A 22420-nucleotide genomic window follows, 5' to 3' on the forward strand; every position below is an offset into this window, starting at 1 on the left:
ATTATTTCACTATCCTCTCAACTATTAAATTTATAGCTTTCTCCATTTTATCATCAGGTATATTTATAATATCACTTATATCTTTTTCAGCTCCCTCCTTTATTCTTTCGCCCTCTTCCTCACCTTTTTTTAAGGCTTCTGATACCATGTTGTTAGCTAATGAGTTAGCTTCATCGATTATTCTCTTGTACTCTGCAATAGATTTGATTTCTGCATTCTTAATAATATCTTTGCTTTCTTGCTGAGCAGCTTTTATTATTTCTTCTCCTTTGGTTTCAGCATCTTTTATGCTGTTTAAAGCTTCTATGGCCAAAATAACACCTCCTTACACAACCAACAAGTTGTAAATATTTGCTTATTAAAATTTTAAAATTTAAATAAGATTAAATAATATTTATAAAATCATTATAATACTTATAATCTATCATAATCAATAAATTATTATTAAAATTCCCAATTGTAAGACTTTTTTATTTTATACATTTTTAATATACATTATAAATCATCTACAGCATTTTTCAATAAGAAAATTTAAATTTCTGCATAAATATTTATTATTTTCGCAAAACAATATATAATAATCCCCTGTTACAACTATTGATTTTTCAATATATTGAAGTATATCTATATTAAATTTTTCTATATGATAATTATTCATCTTATCCTTATTAACAATTCCTTCATCCACAGCTAACTTCATAATCTCTTTATTAAAATTTTTGTTTTCTTCCCTTTCTAGAAAACTCGGAAGCCATCTTTTCTTGTTAAATAATAAATAATCAAATTTTATTATTTCTTTAAGGTCATAGCTGTCATTTTTTAAAATTTCATTGTTAAATTCCAAGAATACTTTGTAATAATCAGAGGATGATATATTCCTAGACATATATCCCTTTGTATAAAAAAATTCTCCAAGAGAATGATAAAAATCATATGGAGTTTTAAATTTATCAATAAAATATTTAACAATAGTTCTGAATTTACCAGAATTATAGTATTTATCTACCATTTCCTCAACTCTTTTCAATTGAACTATTTCTTCATAGGATATATGGTTATTTCTCAATATTTCATATGGTGGATATGGAGAGTAAACCATTCCCCACATAGATGCTTCTTCCCTCATTTGAGAACCCTTTAATAACTTTAAAAATCCTAGCTGGATTTCTTCTGGTTCAATTGAGTACAGATCGTTAAATGATTTAATAAAAGATTGATAACTCTCCCCTGGAAGTCCTGCAATAAGATCCAAGTGTTGTTTAATATTTTTTACTTTTATTAATTCATCGACCTTTTCTTTTATATCTTTAAAATTTACTTCTCTATTAATGTTTTTTAACACTTCATCATTTGTAGTTTGCACTCCTACTTCAAATTGAAATTTTCCAACAGACGCTTTAGATAAGAGCTCTATTTCCTCCTTTGTTAAAATATCTGCAGATATTTCAAAATGAAATGTAGTTTCAGTATCTTCATTTATTAAAAAACTCCATATTTCCATTGCAAATTCTCTATTACAATTAAATGTTCTATCAACAAATTTAACTAACCTGACTTTTTTATCTATAAAAAATTCCAATTCATTCTTTACTCTATTAATATTTAAAAACCTTACTCCTCTTATGGTTGAAGATAGGCAGTACTTGCAATTAAACGGGCACCCCCTAGATGCTTCATAATAGACAATCTTATTATCTAAATTGTCTTCAGGTTTATAAGGAAAAGCTACTTTATTTACGTCCATTAGTTCTCTATTTCCGGTAAATATAGAAGAATCCTCTTTATAGTATATACCTTTTACTTTGTTAATATTTAAATTTAATGCTTCACCCTTAGACTTTTGCCTTATAATATGTTCAACAAATTCTCTATAGGTTTCCTCTCCTTCTCCCGTGATTAAATAATCACAGTATCCTCTTTCTAAATAATATCTTGGGTCATAAGACACTTCTGGTCCACCAAAAAGTATTAATATGTCTTTATTTATTAATTTTATAAGTGTTGTAACTCTTTCAACAAATTCTATATTCCAGATATAACATGAAAATCCTACTATATCTGGTTTTTCTTCAATTATATTTTGAACTATCCTCTCCATATTATCATTTATAGAAAACTCCTTAATCTTACAATCATAAGATAGGTCTTCTGTAAAAGCTTTTAGATATCTTACTGCTAAATTACTATGTATATATTTTGCATTTAGTGCTGTTAATAATATTTTCATTTTTTCCTCCTAATAAGATTCTCGTTTTTTTGCTTTAATAAAATATAAACCATCCCTTTCTAGTGAATCTGTTATTATAAAGTAATGGTTTAATAGCTTTAATATATTATCTTTTGAATTATCCCTAAATATATTATAATCTTTAATATTTATTTCTTTTATATTATTATCGGGAAGTTTAATTTTTATTTTAGAATGGAAAAATTTATTGTATTTCTTGTCTATATCCCATATATATATACTTCCCTCCTCTTTAAGATATTTATATATATCTTTAAATAAGCTCTCTTTGCTAGTTTTAAGAAGCATACTGCTTAATGTAAAAAACAGTGTACAGCAATCATAATAATTTTCTTCTATATCTACATCATCTTTCCTCTCATCTATATAATTAACATCAAAATTTCCACTAAAGTGTTTACTTACATTGTATATTACACCATAGTTCTTAATTCCAATATCTAAAATATTCCCTTGGATTTTTTCATTACTTAAATCTATTAATGCTTCTTTAACCAAATAAAAATCACCGCCTTTTATATTATTAATTCTTTTAAAAATATAAAAATCCTCTAAAGGCAGAGGACTTTTATATTAATTATTATTTTCTTTTATAACTTCATAAAAATCCACCATAAAACCTGCGGTAGTTTTTTGAGCTGCTTTTAATATAGTACAAGCAATTGAGGAATACCTTTCCTCAATGTTTCTATTGCTTAAATTCTTTAAATAAGTATTATTAGCTAAAAAAGCATTGTTAATAATATAATTATCCAAAGTCTTGTATCTAACAACTCCACTATCCGCTATAAAAGAATAGTCACTTAATAATCTACTTATAATCCATAATTCAAATCTTCTATGACTTTTTAATAGTTTATTATTAACATGTTGAGGAACAGTAACATCCTGTATTAAATGACAGGCAGCTCCAAAGTAAAACATCGCTTTAGGCATATTATTTTCTTTCAAGTATGATAAAGATTTATCATAGTATTTTTTACATTCAATTAATGCATTGGAAAATCCATAAAGACCCCTTCCTTTACTAAAATGAAAAAAATGATTAGAACTCTTAAAATCCTGATCTGCCCATGTTGTACCTTCATTTATATATGATATATATTCTTTGAAAAAATTATATTCTTCTTCATAACCATCATTTTTTAATAGTTCTAAGGATTGAATCATTATAAACTTATGAACTGTACAATAAGTTTTTAAAAATTTTTTCTTTAATGGGTTAACAGCATAAAATATACCTCTTAATGCACTGCCATAGGTTTTTTCTATTTTATTATTATCCATTTCAATAACTATCTCCTTTTTTGTAAAAAGTAACTATAAGCTTCCTTATTATAATAAATAATTTTTATAAAATTATACATTATTTATTACAGTTTTTAAATATCTAAAGTTAAATCTATAAAATTTTATTGAAATTTATTTTGCATTTCACTAGTTAAATTTTTCTCAATATTCCCATTTGATAAATCAGGTATTAATATGTTAAAAAATAAATTATATACCATAATTATTAATTCTTCACTATAGATATATTGTAATAATAGATACTTTTAAGGAATATTAATTAATGTTAATAATATTAGAGGGAATCAATAATGAAAAAAGACAGTTTTTTTAGAGACTCCTTTATTTTAATAGTATCAAACCTAATTACTGGTATATTTGGTTTTACATTTTCAATAATTCTTTCTTTAAAGTTAGGGCCAGAAGGGATGGGATTATACGGACTTGTAATGCCTATATATAATCTTTTTATATGCCTTATATGTGGTGGTATGGTTACTGCTGTATCTAAAGTAGCAGCTGAATACTGGAGTAAAAAAGATTTCACCAACTTAAAAAAAACCGTACATATAACTTTAATATTTGATATGATATGGTCATTAATTGTAGTCCTTTTAGTTTTTTTTAGTTCAAGCTACATTAGCAAAAATATTATTAAAGATATGAGGTCAATAAATTCACTAAAAGTTATATGCCCTGCTATGATTTTTGTTGCCTTTTCTTCTATATTAAAGGGGTTTTTTTATGGAATATCAAAGGTATCTATTCCTGCAATAATTGATATATTAGAAAAAGCTTTAAGAATTGTAATAATAATAAGCGTAACGACTATTTTACCATCAAAAGAAATAGCGAGCACCGTTACATCTGCTTATATCGCACTTGCCTTTGGAGAATTTATTAGCGCACTTTTTCTTTATATATTTTACAAATTTAGTTGTAAGAATAATTATTTCTACAGGGGAAGAACAGAAGGGCGAGCCCAATTATTATTTAATGTATTAATAATGTCAATTCCTCTATCTTTAAATGGTTTTTTATCTACTGCACTATCTACAATATCGACGCTTATTATACCTAGAAGATTGATTTCTTCAGGTCTAGACTATAGTTCAGCTCTTTCCTTAATAGGTAAACTATCTGGTATGAGTATGAGTGTAGTTTTCTTCCCCATGGTAGTTATTAATTCTATATCTATCGTTCTTATTCCTGATTTATCTCAAAGCTTAGTAAACAAGAACCATTGGGAGACAGAAGAGAGGATTAGAAATGTTTTTAGAATTAGCTTTACGTTAGGTTTATCCACATTAATTATATGTTCTACAATACCAGATGCTTTAGGAAGTATTATTTTTAAGCGAAATGATTTAGCTCAGTTTATTCTATTAGCATCTTTTACCGCTCCTTTTGTATATACATCAGCTACAACCTTCGGCATATTAAATGGTTTAGGAAGACAAGGAGCTTTGTTAAAAAATTCTTTAATAGTTTCAATAATGGAGATTATTTTATTATATATATTAGTAGGAATTCCTAAAGTTAATATATACGGATATGGATTTACGGTAATAATAACCTCAATTACTACCCTTGTACTAAATCTAAAAGAAATAAATAATAAAATACATTTAGATTTTGATACAAATAAATTTCTTATAATTATTCTAACTTCAATTTTAATGTACTTTTTATTAAATATGCTAAAAAATTTATTACCAAATAGTTTAGGAATTTTAAAATATTTATTTATAGTGGTTTTTGGCTTTTCCCAATTATATTTGTGTAAATTAATAATAGATAAAAGTGAATAGGATATCCTATTCACTTTTATCTATCTAAATTATCTTACTCTCTTCATTATAAATTGAGGTATAAACCTCCTTAGTTTCGATGGAATAATTTCAAAATCTTCTTCCTTTATTCCACCTGTTAATATAAGGGCAAATATATATGAATATATCCCAATTATTATAGATATGAGCGTAGCCACCGCATTTCTTATATATCCACTGCCTATAAATTTAAGTATCATAAATGACAAGTTAAAAGAAGCATATACCATACCACTCATAAACAGCGATGATATTATTGGCTTTACTGCCCCTCTGTATAGTTTTAATTTTACATTTAGAGTTTTCTTTATCATTCTTCCATTTAATAATATTGGTATTATGTATCCAATTATACTTCCATAAACAGCTCCTAATATATTTATGCTTGGAATAGCAATTAAATAATAGTTTGCTACTATTTTAAATATTATTCCAATAACAGAGTAAATTGTTGCCGTATAAAGTTTTCCTACACTCTGTAAAATTGTAGTTTGAATTTGCATAATTGACATTAGCACTAATACTATAGAACCGTAAGTCATTAAAAATGCTCCTTCACCAAACTTTAACATATAAAAAACTTGGTTGCTTAGTATTGATAATCCAAAAGCAGATGGTATAGCAACTAAGAAACACACTCTAAAAGCATACATTATTTTACTTTTCACTTGCTTTCTATTGTTTACCGCTGCTGCACTAGCGATAGCTGGCAAAATTGCAACAGCTAAAGAAGTCACTATTGCTATAGGTACATTTATCAATTGCTGATACTTTACTAGATATCCATATAAAGTTGATGCATAAGCATCTGGCAATCCTCCTGCCATCAACCTTACTTTAGTATTAGCTACGTCAATTAAATTTCCTGCATAAGTCATACCCACACATATAGTAATTGGTATACCATAGTTTGCTATTTTTTTTACAATCTCTTTTGTAGAATGTCTTTTTATTTCAAGTTCACTATATCCTTTTGGTACTTTAATTCTTTTATTTCTCTCATAATAAAACATTAAATAGATAGCAGAAAAAAAGGCTCCTAAAGATGTGCCTATTGTTGCTCCAGCACATCCAGCTTCTACTCCATATTTAATAAGAATTGAAGCAAATACTAATGAAAAAATAGCATTTGCAAATTGCTCAATAACTTGTGACATTGCCGTAGGCACCATATTGCCCCATCCTTGAAAATATCCTCTATAAGCTGAAGCTACAGAGGTAAATAATATAGCTGGTGATAATGCAAGTATGGATAAGTATGCATTCTCATAATGAACTAGCTTGGACAAAGGTTTTGCAAAAATCATCATAAGAACCGTCATTAAAATTCCAATTATTAGCAATATAAATCTTGATAATTTAAAACTTTTTAATGCATCTTTATAGTTCTTTACCGCAGTTAATTCAGAAATAAGCTTTGAAATAGCAACTGGTATCCCAGCATTAGTTATAACATATATGAATACATACACAGAATACGCCGCTCCATATACGCCATACCCTTCATCTGTTATAATTCCTTTTAAAAAAGGTATGTATAGTAGAGATAATACCTTTGCTATCATACCAGCAGCGGACAACACCGCAAAACCTTTAGTAGTTGATCCGTCACTCATCGTTAATCTCCTTAATTAAAACTTAAATACGTCATTTTTTATCTTCTTTAATACTGGTGGAAGGGATTCTGCAATTGTTTTATTTTCCATATAAATTAATTTTTCAGGACAATCTTTAAAAATTAATTTATATGCATATAGATATTGATAGTCTACACCATATCTATTGAAAAAGAAACTATTGATTTTACCCTCTCCATATTTACTATCTCCAACTATAGGGTTTCCTAAAAAGCTTAAATGAGCTCTAATCTGATGACTTCTTCCCGTAATTAAATGCACTTCTATTAAAGAATAGGTTCCACAAGTTTGAACTGTCTTTACTTCCATTGCAATTTTTTTACTATCTTTTTTCTTGTCTAAAGAAACAGCTGATATGTTTTTATCTTCATCTTTTGATATATATGCTTCATATTTTCCATTTTTAAGTTTGCCACGTATTAATGCTAAATAATATTTTTTTATTTTCCTCTCTCTAACCATTTCATTTAATAGTTTTAAAGCTTCAAAATTTTTCCCAAATATAACTACTCCCGAAGTGTTTCTATCAAGCCTATTACATGAAGCTGGAGTAAAAGTAACCTCATTTTCAGGTAAATAGTCTCCCTTATCATATAAATAAGAAAGTACATAATCTGTAAGGGTAGGTTCCCCTTTTTTACTATCGGAATGAACTAAAATTCCCGGCCATTTTTCAACTATAATCATATTTTCATCTTCGTAAGTTATCTTTATTTTACCTGAATCCTCTACCTTAATAAAATTTATTTGAGGTTTCCTATTTGATACTACCTCTCGAACCTCAACCACATCTCCAATTTCTAAGGAATACTTTTCTTTAGATTTTTTCCCATTAACCTTTACATCACCTTTTCTTATACTCTTATATATAAGACTTAATGGAACATCCTTTAACCATTTTCTTAAAAATTTATCTAGTCTTTGCCCTGCTTCGTTGTTTCCTATTTCTATTTTCATATAAACACTCCTTAATTTATTCTGCATCTAAATAATCCTTTGCTAATTGGCAATGTAAAGCAACTCCTAAAGATAAGCTATCTTCATCTATATCAAATAGACTACTATGCGCAGGGTTTGTTATGCCTTTCTCTTCATTTCTAATTCCTAAATAATAAAAAATCGATGGTCTCTCATTAGAAAAGTAGGCAAAACTTTCAACACCCATACTAGGATTTAGTAATTTTATTACATCTTCTTCCTTTAACAACTTTAAAGAAGTATTAATAAATAAATTATACATACTCTCGTCATTGTATAAGCAAGGATAGCTTTCGTCAACTTTAATGATACACTTACCTCTTAAAGAATTAGTTATTCCTTCTACTATATCTTTAAATCTTTTTACTACATATTCTCTATCTTCAGCCTTCATAGTTCTTATTATGCCAGAAATAATTACTTCTTCTGGTATAATATTTTGAGCTGTTCCTCCATGGATAGTTCCTATTGTTATTACTCCCGGCTCAACAGGAGATAATTCCCTGCTAATTATAGATTGAATATTCATAACTATGCTACTTGCAATGTAAATAGGGTCTATTGAGTCCTGTGGTCTAGCTCCATGAGCTCCCTTACCTAATATTTTAATGGTAAATGGATTTGAGGATGCATTTACAACTCCTCTTTTTATACCAACTTTACCACAGGGTATATTTTCATCCACATGTAACCCTATTATTGCATCCACATGCGGATTTTCTAATACCCCTTCTTCAATCATAACTTTAGCTCCACCAGTGGTTTCTTCCGCTGGTTCAAAGAATAATTTTACATTTCCATTTAAAGATTCCTTGAAATTATTCAATAATAGAGCTGCTCCCATGAGCATAGCAGTATGAGCATCGTGTCCACAGGCATGCATTTTGCCTTTCACTTTAGATGCATAATTACAATTTTTACTATCATTCAGTGGAAGAGCATCCATGTCAGCTCTAATACCTACAGTTTTATCTCCATTTCCTTTAATTAATGCACATATTCCAGTGTGGGCAGTTTCTATATATTCAATACCATTCTCTTCCAAAAGGTTTTTTATTATTCTTGAGGTCATCTTTTCTTCGTACCCCAATTCAGGATACATATGAAATTCTCTTCTCCAGTGAATTAATCTATCTTTTATTTTTAACGCTTCACTATAGAAATTCATATCAACTCTCCCATCTGGCTTCTATATTATCTCCAGCATTTAATATAGTATGATATTGAGCATTCTCTCCATTTAGCTTTAAAACTAGGTTACCTTGAAGTTTAGTTAAATCCATATCTATATGATCAAATATATCTACAAAAACGTATTTTTCTTTACCTTTTAATAATATTTCTTTCCCATTTACTATAACTTCTATTTCATTAAAAACTTCATTATTTATTGGTTCTTCCTTTGTTAAATCTTCTTTTATTAACTCTTCTTTCGCTATAGCCTCTTCTTTATTATTTTCAATCTTCCTTCTATATATTCTATCTCCCTCTTTTATTACGTAATTATCCTTTAAAATTTCTCCATTTAGATAATATTCGTATCCAGCCATTTCAAAATAATTAATAAAATCTCCAAGGGTTAATAGATTTATAATTTCCACTTCATCCCCATCTTTTATCTCTTCTTCAATGGTTACTTGATTACCATTGATTATGCATATAGGTTCTAATGTATGAACTATATCATTTAAATAAAAAGTAGTAGAATATAGTTGATTTATATATTCCATAATTTTTGGGGATGCATCTTTACCATCCTTTGCAAAGTTAATTTGGATATTTTGTCCCTCTCTAACTTCACAATCAATAGTTTCTTTTTTGCCATTAATCCATACCTCTGCATTAGTGGCAAGAGTTCCAAAGGCCACTCTTTTTATTTCATTAAGCATAAATCTAATATTTTTACCGTTTTTACCTATGAGCATCTTAGGATTTATGCCAGCCTGTAATAACACATCCATGACAGTATGCTTATGTGAGTTAAAAAGACTTATTACATCTCCATTTAAAATAACGTTAATAAAATCATATCCCAATTCTTTTATAGCAATTAATGCTATTCCTAAAACAGTCACCCCTACGCTTCCTAAACTATTATCATTGCATATGCAGTTATCTACGCCTTCTCTTCCTTTTATACCAATCCTTTGCAGTGGAATATTTAATTTTTGAGATAAAGCTTCCTTGATACCTGGTGTATGAGCTCCTCCTCCAACTAAAAATACTGCATTAGGAGATTTACCCCCATTTAATTCTAGTATCTTTTCCCCTATCTCATCTCCAATTTTTGTTACCATGGGTTCAATTATTTTTTTTATTTCTTCTGGACTTATTTCATTTTCCATCCCCAGTATATCTGCATATTTTATAGTCTCATCTCCGCTTGCAGCCTTTTTTACTCTCTCAGCCCCATTGAAAGGTAGTAGACAGTTTTGAGCAATAACCTCTGTTACTTCATCTCCCGCCACGGAAACCATGCCATAAGCTACAACAGTATCTTTACTACTTATAGCAATATCAGAAGTTCCCGCACCAATATCTACTAAAGCTAAATTTAATAGTCTTAAATTCTTAGGAATAGCTGCTTCAATGGCTGCAATTGGCTCTAAGGTTAAACTTATAATTTCTAGATTTACTTTATCCATCACTGAATAGAGACTATCTATAACGGCTTTGGGAAGAAAGGTTGCAATTACTTCTACTCCTATATTGTTACCTTTCTGGGAAAGTAAATTTCCTATAACATATCCATTTAAATAGTAATTTACGATACTATATCCCACACAATATAGTTTTCCATTTTCATCTTCACCTAATAAATCTTCTGCCTTTTTTACCGCAGTTAATTCTAAACTTCTTATAACATCCTTATCTATATCTCTATTCTCATCTATATAGATCTCTGATTTTACAGTCATGGTTTTTAAAAACCTACCTGCTGCTGCTATTGCAACTTTTGTTAATTCAATATTAGATTTTTCTTCTAATTCTTTTTTTACTTTATCAACTGCACTAGCAACTAGAGATATATCATGAATTTGTCCATCAATCATAGCCCTTTCTTCATGCTCAACATATACCTCATCATGAATATAGAGTTTCTTATCCTTAACAACTCCTAATGCACCAATAACAGATTTTGTTCCTATATCCAAAGCAAATATCATATCTTTTGGATCTATATTTGCACTTATCATAATTCTCCTACCTCTTTACTACAATTTAAAAGCTCATATTCTTAGAATATGAGCTTATTATTTTAAATTATATACCATTTTTTTTATTTATTCAACAAACTATTCCATAAAGCTAATTGTATCTGAGTTTACTTTTATGTATGGTAATTGTTTTATAACCGCACATACATACTTAAAATTGGGCTCTTCCTTTATATTTAAATCATCTAAACATATCTCATTGAAATATAGCATATTACACCAAAAGTTTACAAAGTCTTGCTTGCCGACAAAGTAGTTAGTTAAATTATCTTCAACAACAAATCCATCTCTATACTTTTCAATAATATAAACATCTTTTATTTCATCTTTTGAAATAATATTTTCTACATCATCCCACATCGTTTTAAAAGCTATCATATTTTTTACCTCCTACTATTTTGGAATTAATGAATAGCTTAATATATAGTATAACACATATATTAAATATGTCAATTATTTATGTATCCAAAACATTATATGCATATTATAGATTGAGATTTATTTTTTTATACTACGCTTTATTTATTTCATAAAGTTTCATATCAATAATATATTATTCTCAAGTACAAAATTTTAATTCATCTCATTTATTCTTGTAATAATACCAACTAAGGTTTAAAATATTAATAACTTTAAATTTATTTAACAAGGAGAAATTGATATGGAATACATTAAGAATTTTAATGTTCGTAACGAAAGAAATCTCACTATGTTGGTAGATTTTTATGAGCTAACTATGGGTAACGGATACTTTTCAAGCGGAATAGAAAATAAAATAGCATATTTTGATATGTTTTTTAGAAGAGTACCCGATGGTGGTGGTTACTGCATTATGGCTGGTCTACAGCAACTTATTGAATACTTAAACAATCTATCTTTCACAAGTGAAGATATTGAATATTTAAGAAGTAAAAATATTTTTTCAGAAGAATTTTTGAATTATTTAAAGGATTTTAAATTTTGTTGCGATGTTTGGGCTATACCAGAGGGAAATCCGGTATTCCCTAATGAACCTCTAGTAACAGTAAGAGGTCCTATAATACAGGCACAATTTGTTGAAACCATGATTTTGCTATCTATTAATCATCAAACTTTAATTGCTACAAAAGCAAATAGAATATGTAGAGCGGCTGATGGTAGATCTGTTATGGAATTCGGTTCAAGAAGAGCTCAAGGGTATGATGGAGCTATCTACGGTGCTCGTGCTGCAATAATTGGCGGATGTAATTCAACAGCTTGCACTATAGCTGAGCAAATGTTTGGAGTTCCTTCTGCAGGTACCATGGCTCACAGTTGGGTTCAGCTCTTCCCTACGGAATATGAAGCTTTTGAAACATGGGCAAAAGTATATCCAGACAATTGTGTGTTATTAATAGATACTTATAATGTTTTAAAATCAGGGTTGCCTAATGCCATAAAGGTTTTTGATAATATTTTAAAACCTAAAGGATATAGACCTAAGGGTATAAGAATAGATAGTGGTGATATAACTTATTTATCAAAAAAATGTAGAGAAATGTTAGATGAAGCAGGCTACGAAGATGTTAAAATTATAGTTTCAAATTCTCTAGATGAGTACATAATAAGATCTGTATTGAGACAAGGAGCTACAATCGATGGTTTTGGAGTGGGAGAAAGATTAATAACCGCTAAATCCGAACCAGTTTTTGGTGGAGTTTATAAATTAGTTGCAATAGAAGATAAAGACACCATAATTCCCAAAATTAAAATCAGCGAAAACGAAGAAAAAATAACTAACCCAGGTTTTAAAAAGGTTTATAGAATTTTTGATAAGGAAACGAATAAAGCAATTGCTGATTTAATAACCTTAAATGATGAGATCATAGATGAAAATAAGCCTCTAACTCTATTTGATCCAGTATTCACTTGGAAGAAAAAGAAGGTTAGAAACTTCTATGCTAAAGACTTAATGGTTAAAATATTTGATAAGGGCAACTTAGTTTATGATTCTCCTGACGTATTAGAAATAAGCAAAGTTGCAGAGAAAGAAAGCGAAAAATTATGGCATGAAGTTTTGAGATTTGAAAATCCTCACAATTATTATGTAGATTTATCCTCTAAATTATGGTCCGTAAAACATAATTTGATAAATAAATACTCTAGCATATATGACGATGAACAATAAAAGGCAGTTAACTGCCTTTTTTTATTGTTTAAAGATATTCATTTTTCCCTTCTAAGTAGGAGCTTTTTATAAATTTTAAATCTATATCATCTAGAGCACTATCATAATATTCCATCTTCTCTATATTATATGCTTCTAATGACTTAAATGGACATAACCCATTATTATCTTTGTAATTAAATAGTGCACAATCTGCAAAACACTCCACCTTATCATCATATGAAGATAAAAAAGGACATTCTGTCATGGAAAACAACCCCTTCCCCAAGCTTAATAATATAAAGTTATTTATTACCCATATTATACATTACTCTAGAGGAAAAATGAATATATATTTTGATAATTCATTAAATTTTTACGATTTAATGAATATGTATAAATTTAGATTTTAGTATAAGAATAAGTACATAATATTAATAAAAATCATGAGGTGATTTGTATGAATATAACTAGGATATCTATTTCTTATTTTTTTCTTGGAGTAGGTCTAATAGCAATTATTTCCTATGTATACTTTAAAATGCTATCCATTAAATCTGCTCCCGAAAGTAAAGATAGAAATAAAATAGTTGGCAAGATGAAAGATGCTGACTTATGGACTGAAAAAAACAAAAGGATGGAATACCTATCTTTAGGTTGGACTGTTATTTCCATCACACTATTTGCATTTTTCAAGTTTTTGTACACTACTGGTTTAATATCAATAATTTTTCCTTTTGTCTATATAGCTGTAGTAGCAGCATCCATTATCTTATTTATGCCAAAGAAAAAAACATTTTAATTTAGCTAAAAATTTATATAATAAAGAGTGAAGAATAGTAAGATATAAATTTATCAAATGTAAATTTATATCTACGCTCTTCACTCTTTATTTTCATTTTCTAACATTATAATCTTTTAATTTTTCATTTTTTATAATATCTACAAAGGATTTAATAATTTGAGCTGTCATTCCCCATATGACATACCCTTTATATTGGTAAAAGTATTGTTTCACATTTGCTTTACTAAATTTATAATCTCTTCCTCCCACTATTAAATGATATGGGAAATTTTCAGGTACTTGAGGTGTAATTTTTATTTCATAAACCTCTGGTTCATTTTCTAAGAAATATTGAAGTGGTACAGTAAATACATGGTCCACTTCATCTTTACTAGGATTTATTTCATTTTTATTGAGCAATGCAATAAATGGATATATTATTCTATTATAATGAGTTACTAAAGAATCCATTTCTCCTATCATCTTAAAATCTTCCCTTTTTATATTCAACTCTTCAATGGCTTCTCTAATTGCAGCTTCCTCTTCACTTTCTCCCTTTTCAATCCTTCCACCAGGGAAAGATATATCTCCTGGTTGATGTTGTAAATTAAAAGCTCTTACTTGAAATAGAACTTCTAAATTCTCATTGTCTGATATCAAAAAAATTATTACTGAACTCTTTTCATAATCTCCTATTATTCCTTTATTTCTCTTAGCAAAAATGGACATGATATTATTTAACATATATTCACCACCAAAACTATATACTTCAAATTATATTATATCAAAAATTATATCAATTATTATTTTTAAATTTAATATTTTCTTCATTTGTAAAAACACCTTCCCCATGTTATACTTTAATGGATAAAATACTGAAAATAAAACATAAAGAAATTGGAGAGATGAACTTTGAAAAAGAGATGTACTTCATTATTATTAACAATTGTATTAATATTTTCATTTTGCACCTCTGCGTTTGCAGCTGATGATAAACCTAATATTTATGGAAAATCTGCTATTACAATTGATATGGATACAGGTGAAATAATCTATGCTAAATCTGTAGATAGCAAGATGTACCCTGCAAGTACAACTAAATTATTAACAGCCTTACTACTTGCAGAAAAATTCGATAAGGGAGATGCACTTAAATATACAGAATCCGCAAAATCTCAACCTGAGTACTCTCTAAATCTAAATTTACATTCAATAGACGTTAATGAAACTATGACTGCTGAGGATGTTATGGACGGACTACTTCTGTTCTCAGGTAACGATATAGCCTACATGATTGCTGATAACGTATCAGGTAATAGTGAAAAGTTTGCTGAAGCTATGAACAGCAAAATAAAGAGCTTAGGGTTGAAGAATACTCATTTTATTACTCCTAATGGATTACATGATCCTGATCACTATACTACTGCCTACGATTTAACTGTTATAGGAAGAGAAGCCTTTAAAAATTCTTGGGTAAAAGAATCTATGAATAAGACAAATAGTACAATTAAAACTTCTAAAGGTACAATTTTTATTATCGAGAATAGAAATAAACTTGTAGGTGAAGATGGGAATGTAGGTGGAAAAACTGGGTATACTTCAAAGGCCGGAAGATGTCTTGTAGCCATGTATGAGAGAGATGGGCGAAAAATACTTGGAGTTGTGCTAAACTCTGTTTATGATAGTCAAGATTCTTTTGTATTCGAAGACATGAAAGAGATTATAGACTGGAGCTTTAAAGCCACAAAAACTAGTCTTCACAAAAAAGATACAACTATAAAAACTGAAAAGCTTAATTACAAACCATTGATTTTCTTTGGTCCAAACAAGGAAATTGAAGTTCCTTTAATTTTAAAAGAAGATGTACTTTATTATGACAATGAAGTAAATAAAAAAGAAGCTAAGGAAGAAGTTAAATTAGATAAAGTAAATCCTTGGAAAATAAATGAAAATACTAGTATAGGAACATTAAATTTAAAAGAAAGAGGAGCCGTAAAAGAATATAAGCTTTATACAAACATATCAAAAGGAGCAATATTAAAGTCTAATTTAATACTATACATAGGGGCTTTCATAGGTTTGATAATATTCATCCTATTGATTGCATCTATTACAAGAAGTATTACTAAACGTAAAAGAAGAAAAAGAAAATCTAATTATCTATAAAAATAAAGGAAGCATGTGCTTCCTTTATTTTTTATAGATTATACTTTTCCAATATTTCATAAATAAATTCTCCATTTTCATAGAATAATTCACCATCGGCATATAGCTTTCCGCCATTTCTCATATTACATAACATATCCCAATGAATTGTACTTCTATTTCTTCCACCAGCTTCAGGCATAGAATCCCCTATAGCCATATGAATTGTACCACCTATTTTTTCATCAAAAAGCATATTTCTAGTAAATTGTTTTATTCCATAATTTGTGCCAATGGCAACTTCCCCAAAATATGAAGCTCCCTCATCTGTCAAAAGCAATGATTTTAATAAATCTTCTCCTTTATCCGCTGTAGCTTCTACAACTTTACCTTTCTCTACTTTTAACTTTATTCCTTCAATTTCTTTTCCAGCATATATACCTGGAAAACTAAAAGTTATGTATCCGTCTATTCCGTTTTCCACAGGAGAAGTAAATATTTCACCATCAGGGAAATTTACTTTACCATCACAATTAATCCACTTTCTTCCTTCTATTTTTACCTTTATATCTGTACCTTCAGATAATATGTGTAGCTCTTTTTTATTATCTAAATATTTTATCCATCTTTCCTGTTCTCTGCTTATTTTTTTCCATTCTTCCACAGGATCATCACTATCTAAAAGACCAGCTCCATATACAAATTCCTGATATTCATCTAAACTCATAGATCCCTCTTGAGCGTCTGCATTAGTAGGAAACTGAGTTCCACACCACCTTAATGACCCATCTCCCATTCTTTCTGAGTATATCTTTCTCCAGCTTGAGCTTCCTTTTGATGAAGATTTTATCTTATCTGAATCTACATTAGAGTTTATTTTAGTATTTACCGTTCCCCAAGCGGTTAACCATACATCTGCCTTTTCTATAGCTTGTTTTTGAATAAATTTCTCCTCTTCTAGCTGTTCTTTTGATGCATATTTTAATTTAATATTATCCACTTCTGCTGAATCTATTAGTGTTTCTACATGAGCTCCAGCTTTTAATGCTTCCTTTACCACTTCTGCCATCCAAGGTATGCATACTTCTTCACATTGAACCAATACAAAATCTCCAGTTTTCACTTCTGTTGAGTAATTTACTAACAGCTTGGCTAATTTATTTAGTCTTTGATCTGCCATGAATTATCCCTCCTAAAATAAATATATTAATACTATATCACTTCTTCCAAATTATTCAAGCTAATTTTTTCACTAAAGCTAACTAAAAGCACTCCACTTATTATTATTAAGCTACCTAATACTTGCCATAGGGTTATTTTTTCCTTTAGTAGCACTTTAGCACTAATTAAACTTACAATAGGTTGTAAGTTTATATATGTAGTGATAACGGTGGCCCCTAATTTATTAAGACAATATATATATATGGCATAACCTATACAAGAACAAAATATTGAAAGATATATGATATTAAATATGACTTTAGTTGATGGCATGCTCACTTTAAATACAAAAATTGATGGACTTAAAAACAAACATCCCCATAAGTTTTGATAAGTGGTTATAGTTATACTTTTATAATTACCCTTAAACTTGCTTGTTATAATTGTATATACCACCCAACAAAGAGCAGCCATCAATGCCATGATATCTCCAATAGTTCCACTTGAGAAGAAACTTACTTTTTCTTTAGATATAATTATTATAAATATACCTATTACACTTAAAGCTGCTCCACCCATTTTACCTAGTGTCATCTTCTCCTTAAATATTAACGTTTGAGATAAGAGAGTAAATACTGGTATTGAAGATATCAATACCGCTACATTTGATGCAGATGTAAATAACACAGAGTAATTTTCAAAGTAAAAATAAAGTGAAACTCCAAAAAGACCGCTTAAAGCAACTTTTAATCTATCCTCTTTTAATATCTTCTCTTCTGGATATTTAACTTTTAAAAATACAAATAAAATAATTGAAGCTAATAAAAACCTATAAAATGCAGATAATACAGGATTTATTTCTTCTACCACCAGCTTTATACTCAGATAGGATAGCCCCCATAAAACCATCAATAGCATAGCTAATACATGAGCGCTTTTTTTATTTTCCAAATGAATCCCCCCTAAACTATAGTTGCACTTAATATATATTTTATATAATAAAAACTTTTTCTTAGCTTAAATGGTTGATTAAAGTTTTTCCATCTGTAGGTGTAAAACTTCCTTTATCTAATATAAAATATTGACTATCTATGCTTAAATCCTCAATACATTCAATTAGCTTAGAATGACAGGTTAAAAGGAAAACTTGGTTTCTTTTGCTTAACTCTTTTATAATATGTAATGTTGATTTTAGACTTGAAGAATCAAAGTTAACTAAAGAATCGTCAATTATAATAGGCAATGGATCTAAATTAAGTATTCTGCTAAGCCTTATAGATAAAAATAGTTGTTCCCTTGTACCTCTACTTAACTCTCTTGTTGTATTTTCTAAATCATTATTACTTGAGTGAGATTTAAAATCCATATCTAACAAATCATTTCCTAAGAGAATTTTATCATATTCACCATCGGTAATTTTAGAAAATACATTACTAGCTTCATTTAATATATCATCTTTAGATCTATCAATAAAATCATTATAAGCCCTTTCTAATATATAGGATGCACAATTATATAGTGCATATTTTTCAGCTAAAGGCTTCATATCACTTCTAGTTTTAGAAATTTGAGTTTCTATTTTTTCTAAGATAGAGGATTTTTGTAATCCTTCTAATTTTAGAGACAACTTATTTTTTTCTTCCTTTAGGCTTTCTATAGTAATTTTTATCTTTTTACTATATTGAAGTAACTCCTCTGCTTCTCTTTTCATTTCATCAATGGATCCATAATTTTTAAATTCTTCTTGGAATATATTATTTATATTAGTATAAGCCTTCTCATGTAGTTCTTCTCTGAAAAATGAATAATTTAATTTATATATTATTTTATCCTTTTCATTTATTAATGCTAAAAGCTCATGGTACAACTGGATATTTTTACGATGTTCTTCTAGTACTTCTTGTACTCTTACATTCTGGTTACTTATATTTAAATATCTTAATATTTTTTCCTCACACCTATTTAAATTTCCTAAATAAACTTCAACCTCTTTCAGCTTAAAGCCTAACTGAATCAATTTTTCTAATTTCTCTATAATATAATCTATTGAATTAATTTCACTATAATTTAAATCTTCATCCATATAACATTGATTTATTTTTTTTACTATATTTTCTCTTTTTATCCCTATCTCTTCTTCAAGTTGTAGGGCCTTTTTTTCTTGTAATAAAAAATTGTTTATTCTTTCTTTAATAGTCAAGGTTGATTTTATATATTGAATCATACCCTCCGGTGTTACTTCTCTTTCTAATTTAAGTATACCTTTATATTCTTCAAACTTGCTTTCTATGTTTCCAATTTCTTTATAATCTTCTCCGTTATTATGATTCAATCTATTTATTATATAAATAAATGAACCTATTAGTAAAAATTCAGCAATTATAAATAATAATTTATATAAATTATTATTTACACTTATCATAAATAAATAAGAAATAAAAGTAGTCATGATTATTAAAAAAACATATATTAAATTTCTATTTTTTAGATTTCCACTGCTATCTTTTTTATCTTTCAATTCTTTATAATTTTGATCTAGATTTCGCAATTCATCTATCCATAAATAATCACACTTTAAATTCATTAGATAGTCCATATTTCCTTTTAATGTGCTATTTAAATTATTGATTAAATTTATGATATTCTTTTCTTCATTGTAATTTTCATTTTTTAAAGTACTGTAGCTTTTTATTTGTTCTCTTAGTCCATAAACCTCCTTATTTAAATACTCTAACTCTTTTAAGTTATTCAACAAACTTTTTTTATTTACCTGCTCTCCTTTGGATAAATTCTCATAAATTAGAGTTTTTTCCTTCAACTCATTCTTAATTTTTTCATATTCATTTTTTAATACCTCAATGGTTTCCTTAGAAAATCCATTATAATTATCTAATATGTGTTTATCTCTATTAATTTTTTCATCTATTTCCCTAAGTCTGATATAATCATCATAATTATTTACTATTGTCTCTAATCTAGTTAACTTATTTTCCTTCTCTTCTTTTTTCAAAATACTATCTTCAATTTTATCTTCTAATTCTTTTAGTTCCTTTTTTATTTGTAAATATATATCTTTTTCTTTTAAGGATTCCTCCCTATCTTTTATATCTCTATTGATTACATTAAAAAAAGGCTTGAACTGTTTAGAACTTGGGTTTCCTTGTATGCCTCCTATTTTATTTCCTTCTTTTTTTATCTCTCTAATTATTTTAGGAACTTTTAAAACCTCTTTAAAACCAGCTCCTAATAATATGGTTTGTATATCTTTTCTTTCTTTTAAGTTATTATTTAAAAGTTCTAAGTCTATAGTAAATAACTCATTATATGTATACTTATCTATAGTATATAAATCCTCTTCTATACTAGGTGTTATAATTGGTTTCTTATAACTTTCCAATTTTAAATTATACGCATTCTTATCCTTTTTGATAGTAGTTTCTATATAATACTTATCATTTGCCGGTGGTAAATCCTCTCCTTTACCAAATCCATAGGGTAAATTTTTAAGTATTTTTAGTAAAGTAGACTTTCCCGCTCTATTAGCTCCTCCTATTACTACCAATCCATTATTTAGCTCTTTAATAGTTTCATTTTTATATATTCCAAAATCTCCAATATATAGTCTTTTTATATACAATTTACTCACTACCTTCTAAAAGTTTCTCTTCAATTAAATTTAAACTCCTTTTTATCAACTCTAAATAATCTTCTTCATGCAAAGAGAATTGATAATCATTTATAAACTCTTCATTGCCATAGCTCCAAATTTTCCCTAAGGATTTTATTATATCTTTTTTAATTTCTTCATCTCTTAAGCATAATTCATAGATCCTTTTAACTTCTTCATAAAAAGGATTCTTCTCTAAAAGATTATAATCTAATGCAGGTTTAGTATTTATACTTATCTCCTCAGTCCATATGGAAAAACCACTGTAAAATAATCTCTTATTTAAAGATTCTTTAAGGTATGAAATAAGAAATTCTTCTTTTTCCCTTACTAAGTTGTGTATCTCTCCCCTACCTTCAATTATCCATCTTACAATAAAAGTCTTATTCTCAATTTCATCCTCTTCTTCCATTCCTAATTGTAAATTGCTATTGTATCTATCTAGAAAATCTTCTCCTGCTTTAATCATCAAATCCTCTAATTCTTCAATGTTATTAGGGGCATTATTAAAATCTATATTTAAATTAATCCTCTCCCAAATTACAGAGGAACAGTGGATGAATTTCACATTAGAGATTTTTCTTTCGCTAACTTCTGTCAAATAAAAGCCTCCTGAACCTCTCTCACCAAAGTCACATCCTTGTGGTATTCCAGGATAGCCTATAAATGGCTTCTCTATGTTTAACACTTGAGGTTTATGAATATGTCCTAATGCCCAGTAATCTATATTCTCTATCTCTTTAAGCTCTCCTATTGTGCACGGAATATAGTTATCATCTCCTAGCTGAGTATGTAAAAGAGCAATATTAAAAGTACCATCTTCCTCCAGATACTCTTTGTATTTTTGATGAATCTTTTTCTTTTCAAAGGTATTTTGATAGGATTGTCCAATGATTCTGCATATAATATTTTCATCCTTATATATCTCCTCTACTTGAGGAGCATTACTGTTAAAAAAAATTAAATTAGAAGGAGCTTCAAATATCTCATATCTATTTTTCATTGGGTCGTGATTTCCACATATAACATATACCTTTATAGGACTTATATTCTTACATTGATCGTAAAAAAATTTATCTACCCTTATGTCCCTTCCTTTGCTATGAAATAAATCTCCCGATATAAGAATAAAATCCACATTGTTGTTTTGAGCATAGTTACATATATAACTAAAACTTTCAAATATATTATTAAAACTATTATCTGATTTTTCAGAGATATTCATTATATTGCCTAAATGTATATCTCCCGTATGAATAAATTTAAAACTTCTACTCATAAGATCTTTCACATCACTTTCATAAATACATAGTAAAATTATACCATAGAAATTTT

Annotated in this window: 19 protein-coding genes; 4 read left to right on the forward strand and 15 right to left on the reverse strand. The window is 28.1% G+C overall.

Going from position 1 to position 22420, the window contains the following annotated elements:
• Window position 1: 1 nt before the first annotated feature.
• From RYO54_RS14060 to RYO54_RS14075, 4 genes are all read right to left on the reverse strand, one after another.
• Window positions 2–313, reverse strand: a complete 312-nt coding sequence (locus tag RYO54_RS14060) for an ATPase (protein ID WP_315119988.1) — start codon at window positions 311–313, stop codon at window positions 2–4.
• A gap of 189 nt (window positions 314–502) precedes the next feature.
• The gene (locus RYO54_RS14065; protein ID WP_315119990.1) at window positions 503–2227 is read right to left on the reverse strand and encodes a DUF4080 domain-containing protein; all 1725 of its coding nucleotides are present in this window, start codon (window positions 2225–2227) and stop codon (window positions 503–505) included.
• A 9-nt stretch (window positions 2228–2236) separates the two neighbouring features.
• Window positions 2237–2746: a class I SAM-dependent methyltransferase gene (locus RYO54_RS14070; RefSeq protein WP_315119993.1), complete on the reverse strand. Its 510-nt coding sequence runs from the start codon at window positions 2744–2746 to the stop codon at window positions 2237–2239.
• Between the two features lie 75 nt (window positions 2747–2821).
• The gene (locus RYO54_RS14075) at window positions 2822–3535 is read right to left on the reverse strand and encodes a phospholipase C (RefSeq protein WP_315119996.1); all 714 of its coding nucleotides are present in this window, start codon (window positions 3533–3535) and stop codon (window positions 2822–2824) included.
• Window positions 3536–3849: 314 nt separating this feature from the next.
• Between RYO54_RS14075 and spoVB the strand changes: the two genes are divergently transcribed.
• Window positions 3850–5349 carry a stage V sporulation protein B gene (spoVB, locus tag RYO54_RS14080; protein ID WP_315119999.1) on the forward strand — a complete coding sequence of 500 codons (1500 nt, stop codon included), beginning with the start codon at window positions 3850–3852 and terminating at the stop codon, window positions 5347–5349.
• Window positions 5350–5378: 29 nt separating this feature from the next.
• Here the strand turns inward: spoVB and RYO54_RS14085 are convergent, their stop codons facing one another.
• The 5 genes from RYO54_RS14085 to RYO54_RS14105 all read right to left on the reverse strand — a co-directional run bounded on the left by RYO54_RS14085 (window position 5379) and on the right by RYO54_RS14105 (window position 11581).
• Window positions 5379–6986, reverse strand: coding sequence for a polysaccharide biosynthesis protein (locus RYO54_RS14085; RefSeq protein ID WP_315120002.1), 1608 nt, complete (start codon window positions 6984–6986; stop codon window positions 5379–5381).
• Window positions 6987–7001: 15 nt separating this feature from the next.
• Window positions 7002–7964: an RluA family pseudouridine synthase gene (locus RYO54_RS14090; RefSeq protein WP_315120004.1), complete on the reverse strand. Its 963-nt coding sequence runs from the start codon at window positions 7962–7964 to the stop codon at window positions 7002–7004.
• Window positions 7965–7980: 16 nt separating this feature from the next.
• Window positions 7981–9153, reverse strand: a complete 1173-nt coding sequence (locus RYO54_RS14095; RefSeq protein ID WP_315120006.1) for an amidohydrolase — start codon at window positions 9151–9153, stop codon at window positions 7981–7983.
• Between the two features lies 1 nt (window position 9154).
• The gene (locus tag RYO54_RS14100) at window positions 9155–11182 is read right to left on the reverse strand and encodes a cell division protein FtsA (protein WP_315120009.1); all 2028 of its coding nucleotides are present in this window, start codon (window positions 11180–11182) and stop codon (window positions 9155–9157) included.
• A gap of 99 nt (window positions 11183–11281) precedes the next feature.
• Window positions 11282–11581, reverse strand: coding sequence for a hypothetical protein (locus tag RYO54_RS14105; RefSeq protein WP_315120012.1), 300 nt, complete (start codon window positions 11579–11581; stop codon window positions 11282–11284).
• Between the two features lie 283 nt (window positions 11582–11864).
• On the opposite strand from RYO54_RS14105, the gene RYO54_RS14110 reads away from it, so the two are divergent.
• Complete coding sequence (locus RYO54_RS14110) at window positions 11865–13349, forward strand: nicotinate phosphoribosyltransferase (RefSeq protein WP_315120014.1); 1485 nt, start codon at window positions 11865–11867, stop codon at window positions 13347–13349.
• 28 nt (window positions 13350–13377) lie between these two features.
• Here RYO54_RS14110 and RYO54_RS14115 read toward each other — a convergent pair whose 3' ends face one another.
• Entirely contained in the window at window positions 13378–13596 is a 219-nt protein-coding gene (locus RYO54_RS14115; protein ID WP_315120017.1) for a hypothetical protein, read from the reverse strand.
• Window positions 13597–13788: 192 nt separating this feature from the next.
• Between RYO54_RS14115 and RYO54_RS14120 the strand changes: the two genes are divergently transcribed.
• A complete protein-coding gene (locus RYO54_RS14120) occupies window positions 13789–14130 on the forward strand; it encodes a hypothetical protein (protein ID WP_315120020.1) in 342 nt (113 codons plus the stop codon).
• A gap of 93 nt (window positions 14131–14223) precedes the next feature.
• On the opposite strand, the gene RYO54_RS14125 is transcribed toward RYO54_RS14120, so the two are convergent.
• Entirely contained in the window at window positions 14224–14856 is a 633-nt protein-coding gene (locus RYO54_RS14125) for a CoA pyrophosphatase (RefSeq protein ID WP_315120022.1), read from the reverse strand.
• A 168-nt stretch (window positions 14857–15024) separates the two neighbouring features.
• On the opposite strand from RYO54_RS14125, the gene RYO54_RS14130 reads away from it, so the two are divergent.
• Window positions 15025–16278, forward strand: a complete 1254-nt coding sequence (locus RYO54_RS14130) for a D-alanyl-D-alanine carboxypeptidase family protein (RefSeq protein ID WP_315120025.1) — start codon at window positions 15025–15027, stop codon at window positions 16276–16278.
• Between the two features lie 31 nt (window positions 16279–16309).
• On the opposite strand, the gene RYO54_RS14135 is transcribed toward RYO54_RS14130, so the two are convergent.
• The 4 genes from RYO54_RS14135 to RYO54_RS14150 form a co-directional block, all read right to left on the reverse strand.
• Window positions 16310–17437, reverse strand: a complete 1128-nt coding sequence (locus RYO54_RS14135; protein WP_315120026.1) for an aminopeptidase — start codon at window positions 17435–17437, stop codon at window positions 16310–16312.
• Window positions 17438–17469: 32 nt separating this feature from the next.
• Complete coding sequence (locus RYO54_RS14140) at window positions 17470–18369, reverse strand: DMT family transporter (protein ID WP_315120029.1); 900 nt, start codon at window positions 18367–18369, stop codon at window positions 17470–17472.
• A gap of 61 nt (window positions 18370–18430) precedes the next feature.
• Complete coding sequence (locus RYO54_RS14145; RefSeq protein WP_315120030.1) at window positions 18431–21064, reverse strand: AAA family ATPase; 2634 nt, start codon at window positions 21062–21064, stop codon at window positions 18431–18433.
• Window positions 21057–22364, reverse strand: a complete 1308-nt coding sequence (locus tag RYO54_RS14150; RefSeq protein WP_315120034.1) for a DNA repair exonuclease — start codon at window positions 22362–22364, stop codon at window positions 21057–21059. The genes RYO54_RS14145 and RYO54_RS14150 overlap by 8 nt, the downstream gene beginning before the upstream one ends.
• Window positions 22365–22420 lie beyond the last annotated feature (56 nt).

Origin of the sequence: uncultured Clostridium sp., assembly GCF_963515715.1 — a bacterium.
Taxonomy (GTDB): Bacteria; Bacillota; Clostridia; order Clostridiales; family Clostridiaceae; genus Clostridium_AW.

Bases quoted from the DNA above. Each gene is read 5' to 3' on its own strand.
- RYO54_RS14105 (WP_315120012.1), bottom strand. From the start codon at position 11,581: ATGATAGCTTTTAAAACGATGTGGGATGATGTAGAAAATATTATTTCA.
- RYO54_RS14095 (WP_315120006.1), bottom strand. From the start codon at position 9,153: ATGAATTTCTATAGTGAAGCGTTAAAAATAAAAGATAGATTAATTCAC.
- RYO54_RS14085 (WP_315120002.1), bottom strand. From the start codon at position 6,986: ATGAGTGACGGATCAACTACTAAAGGTTTTGCGGTGTTGTCCGCTGCT.
- RYO54_RS14115 (WP_315120017.1), bottom strand. From the start codon at position 13,596: ATGACAGAATGTCCTTTTTTATCTTCATATGATGATAAGGTGGAGTGT.
- RYO54_RS14065 (WP_315119990.1), bottom strand. From the start codon at position 2,227: ATGAAAATATTATTAACAGCACTAAATGCAAAATATATACATAGTAAT.
- RYO54_RS14120 (WP_315120020.1), top strand. From the start codon at position 13,789: ATGAATATAACTAGGATATCTATTTCTTATTTTTTTCTTGGAGTAGGT.
- RYO54_RS14150 (WP_315120034.1), bottom strand. From the start codon at position 22,364: ATGAGTAGAAGTTTTAAATTTATTCATACGGGAGATATACATTTAGGC.
- RYO54_RS14125 (WP_315120022.1), bottom strand. From the start codon at position 14,856: ATGTTAAATAATATCATGTCCATTTTTGCTAAGAGAAATAAAGGAATA.
- spoVB (WP_315119999.1), top strand. From the start codon at position 3,850: ATGAAAAAAGACAGTTTTTTTAGAGACTCCTTTATTTTAATAGTATCA.
- RYO54_RS14075 (WP_315119996.1), bottom strand. From the start codon at position 3,535: ATGGATAATAATAAAATAGAAAAAACCTATGGCAGTGCATTAAGAGGT.
- RYO54_RS14100 (WP_315120009.1), bottom strand. From the start codon at position 11,182: ATGATAAGTGCAAATATAGATCCAAAAGATATGATATTTGCTTTGGAT.
- RYO54_RS14090 (WP_315120004.1), bottom strand. From the start codon at position 7,964: ATGAAAATAGAAATAGGAAACAACGAAGCAGGGCAAAGACTAGATAAA.
- RYO54_RS14110 (WP_315120014.1), top strand. From the start codon at position 11,865: ATGGAATACATTAAGAATTTTAATGTTCGTAACGAAAGAAATCTCACT.
- RYO54_RS14135 (WP_315120026.1), bottom strand. From the start codon at position 17,437: ATGGCAGATCAAAGACTAAATAAATTAGCCAAGCTGTTAGTAAATTAC.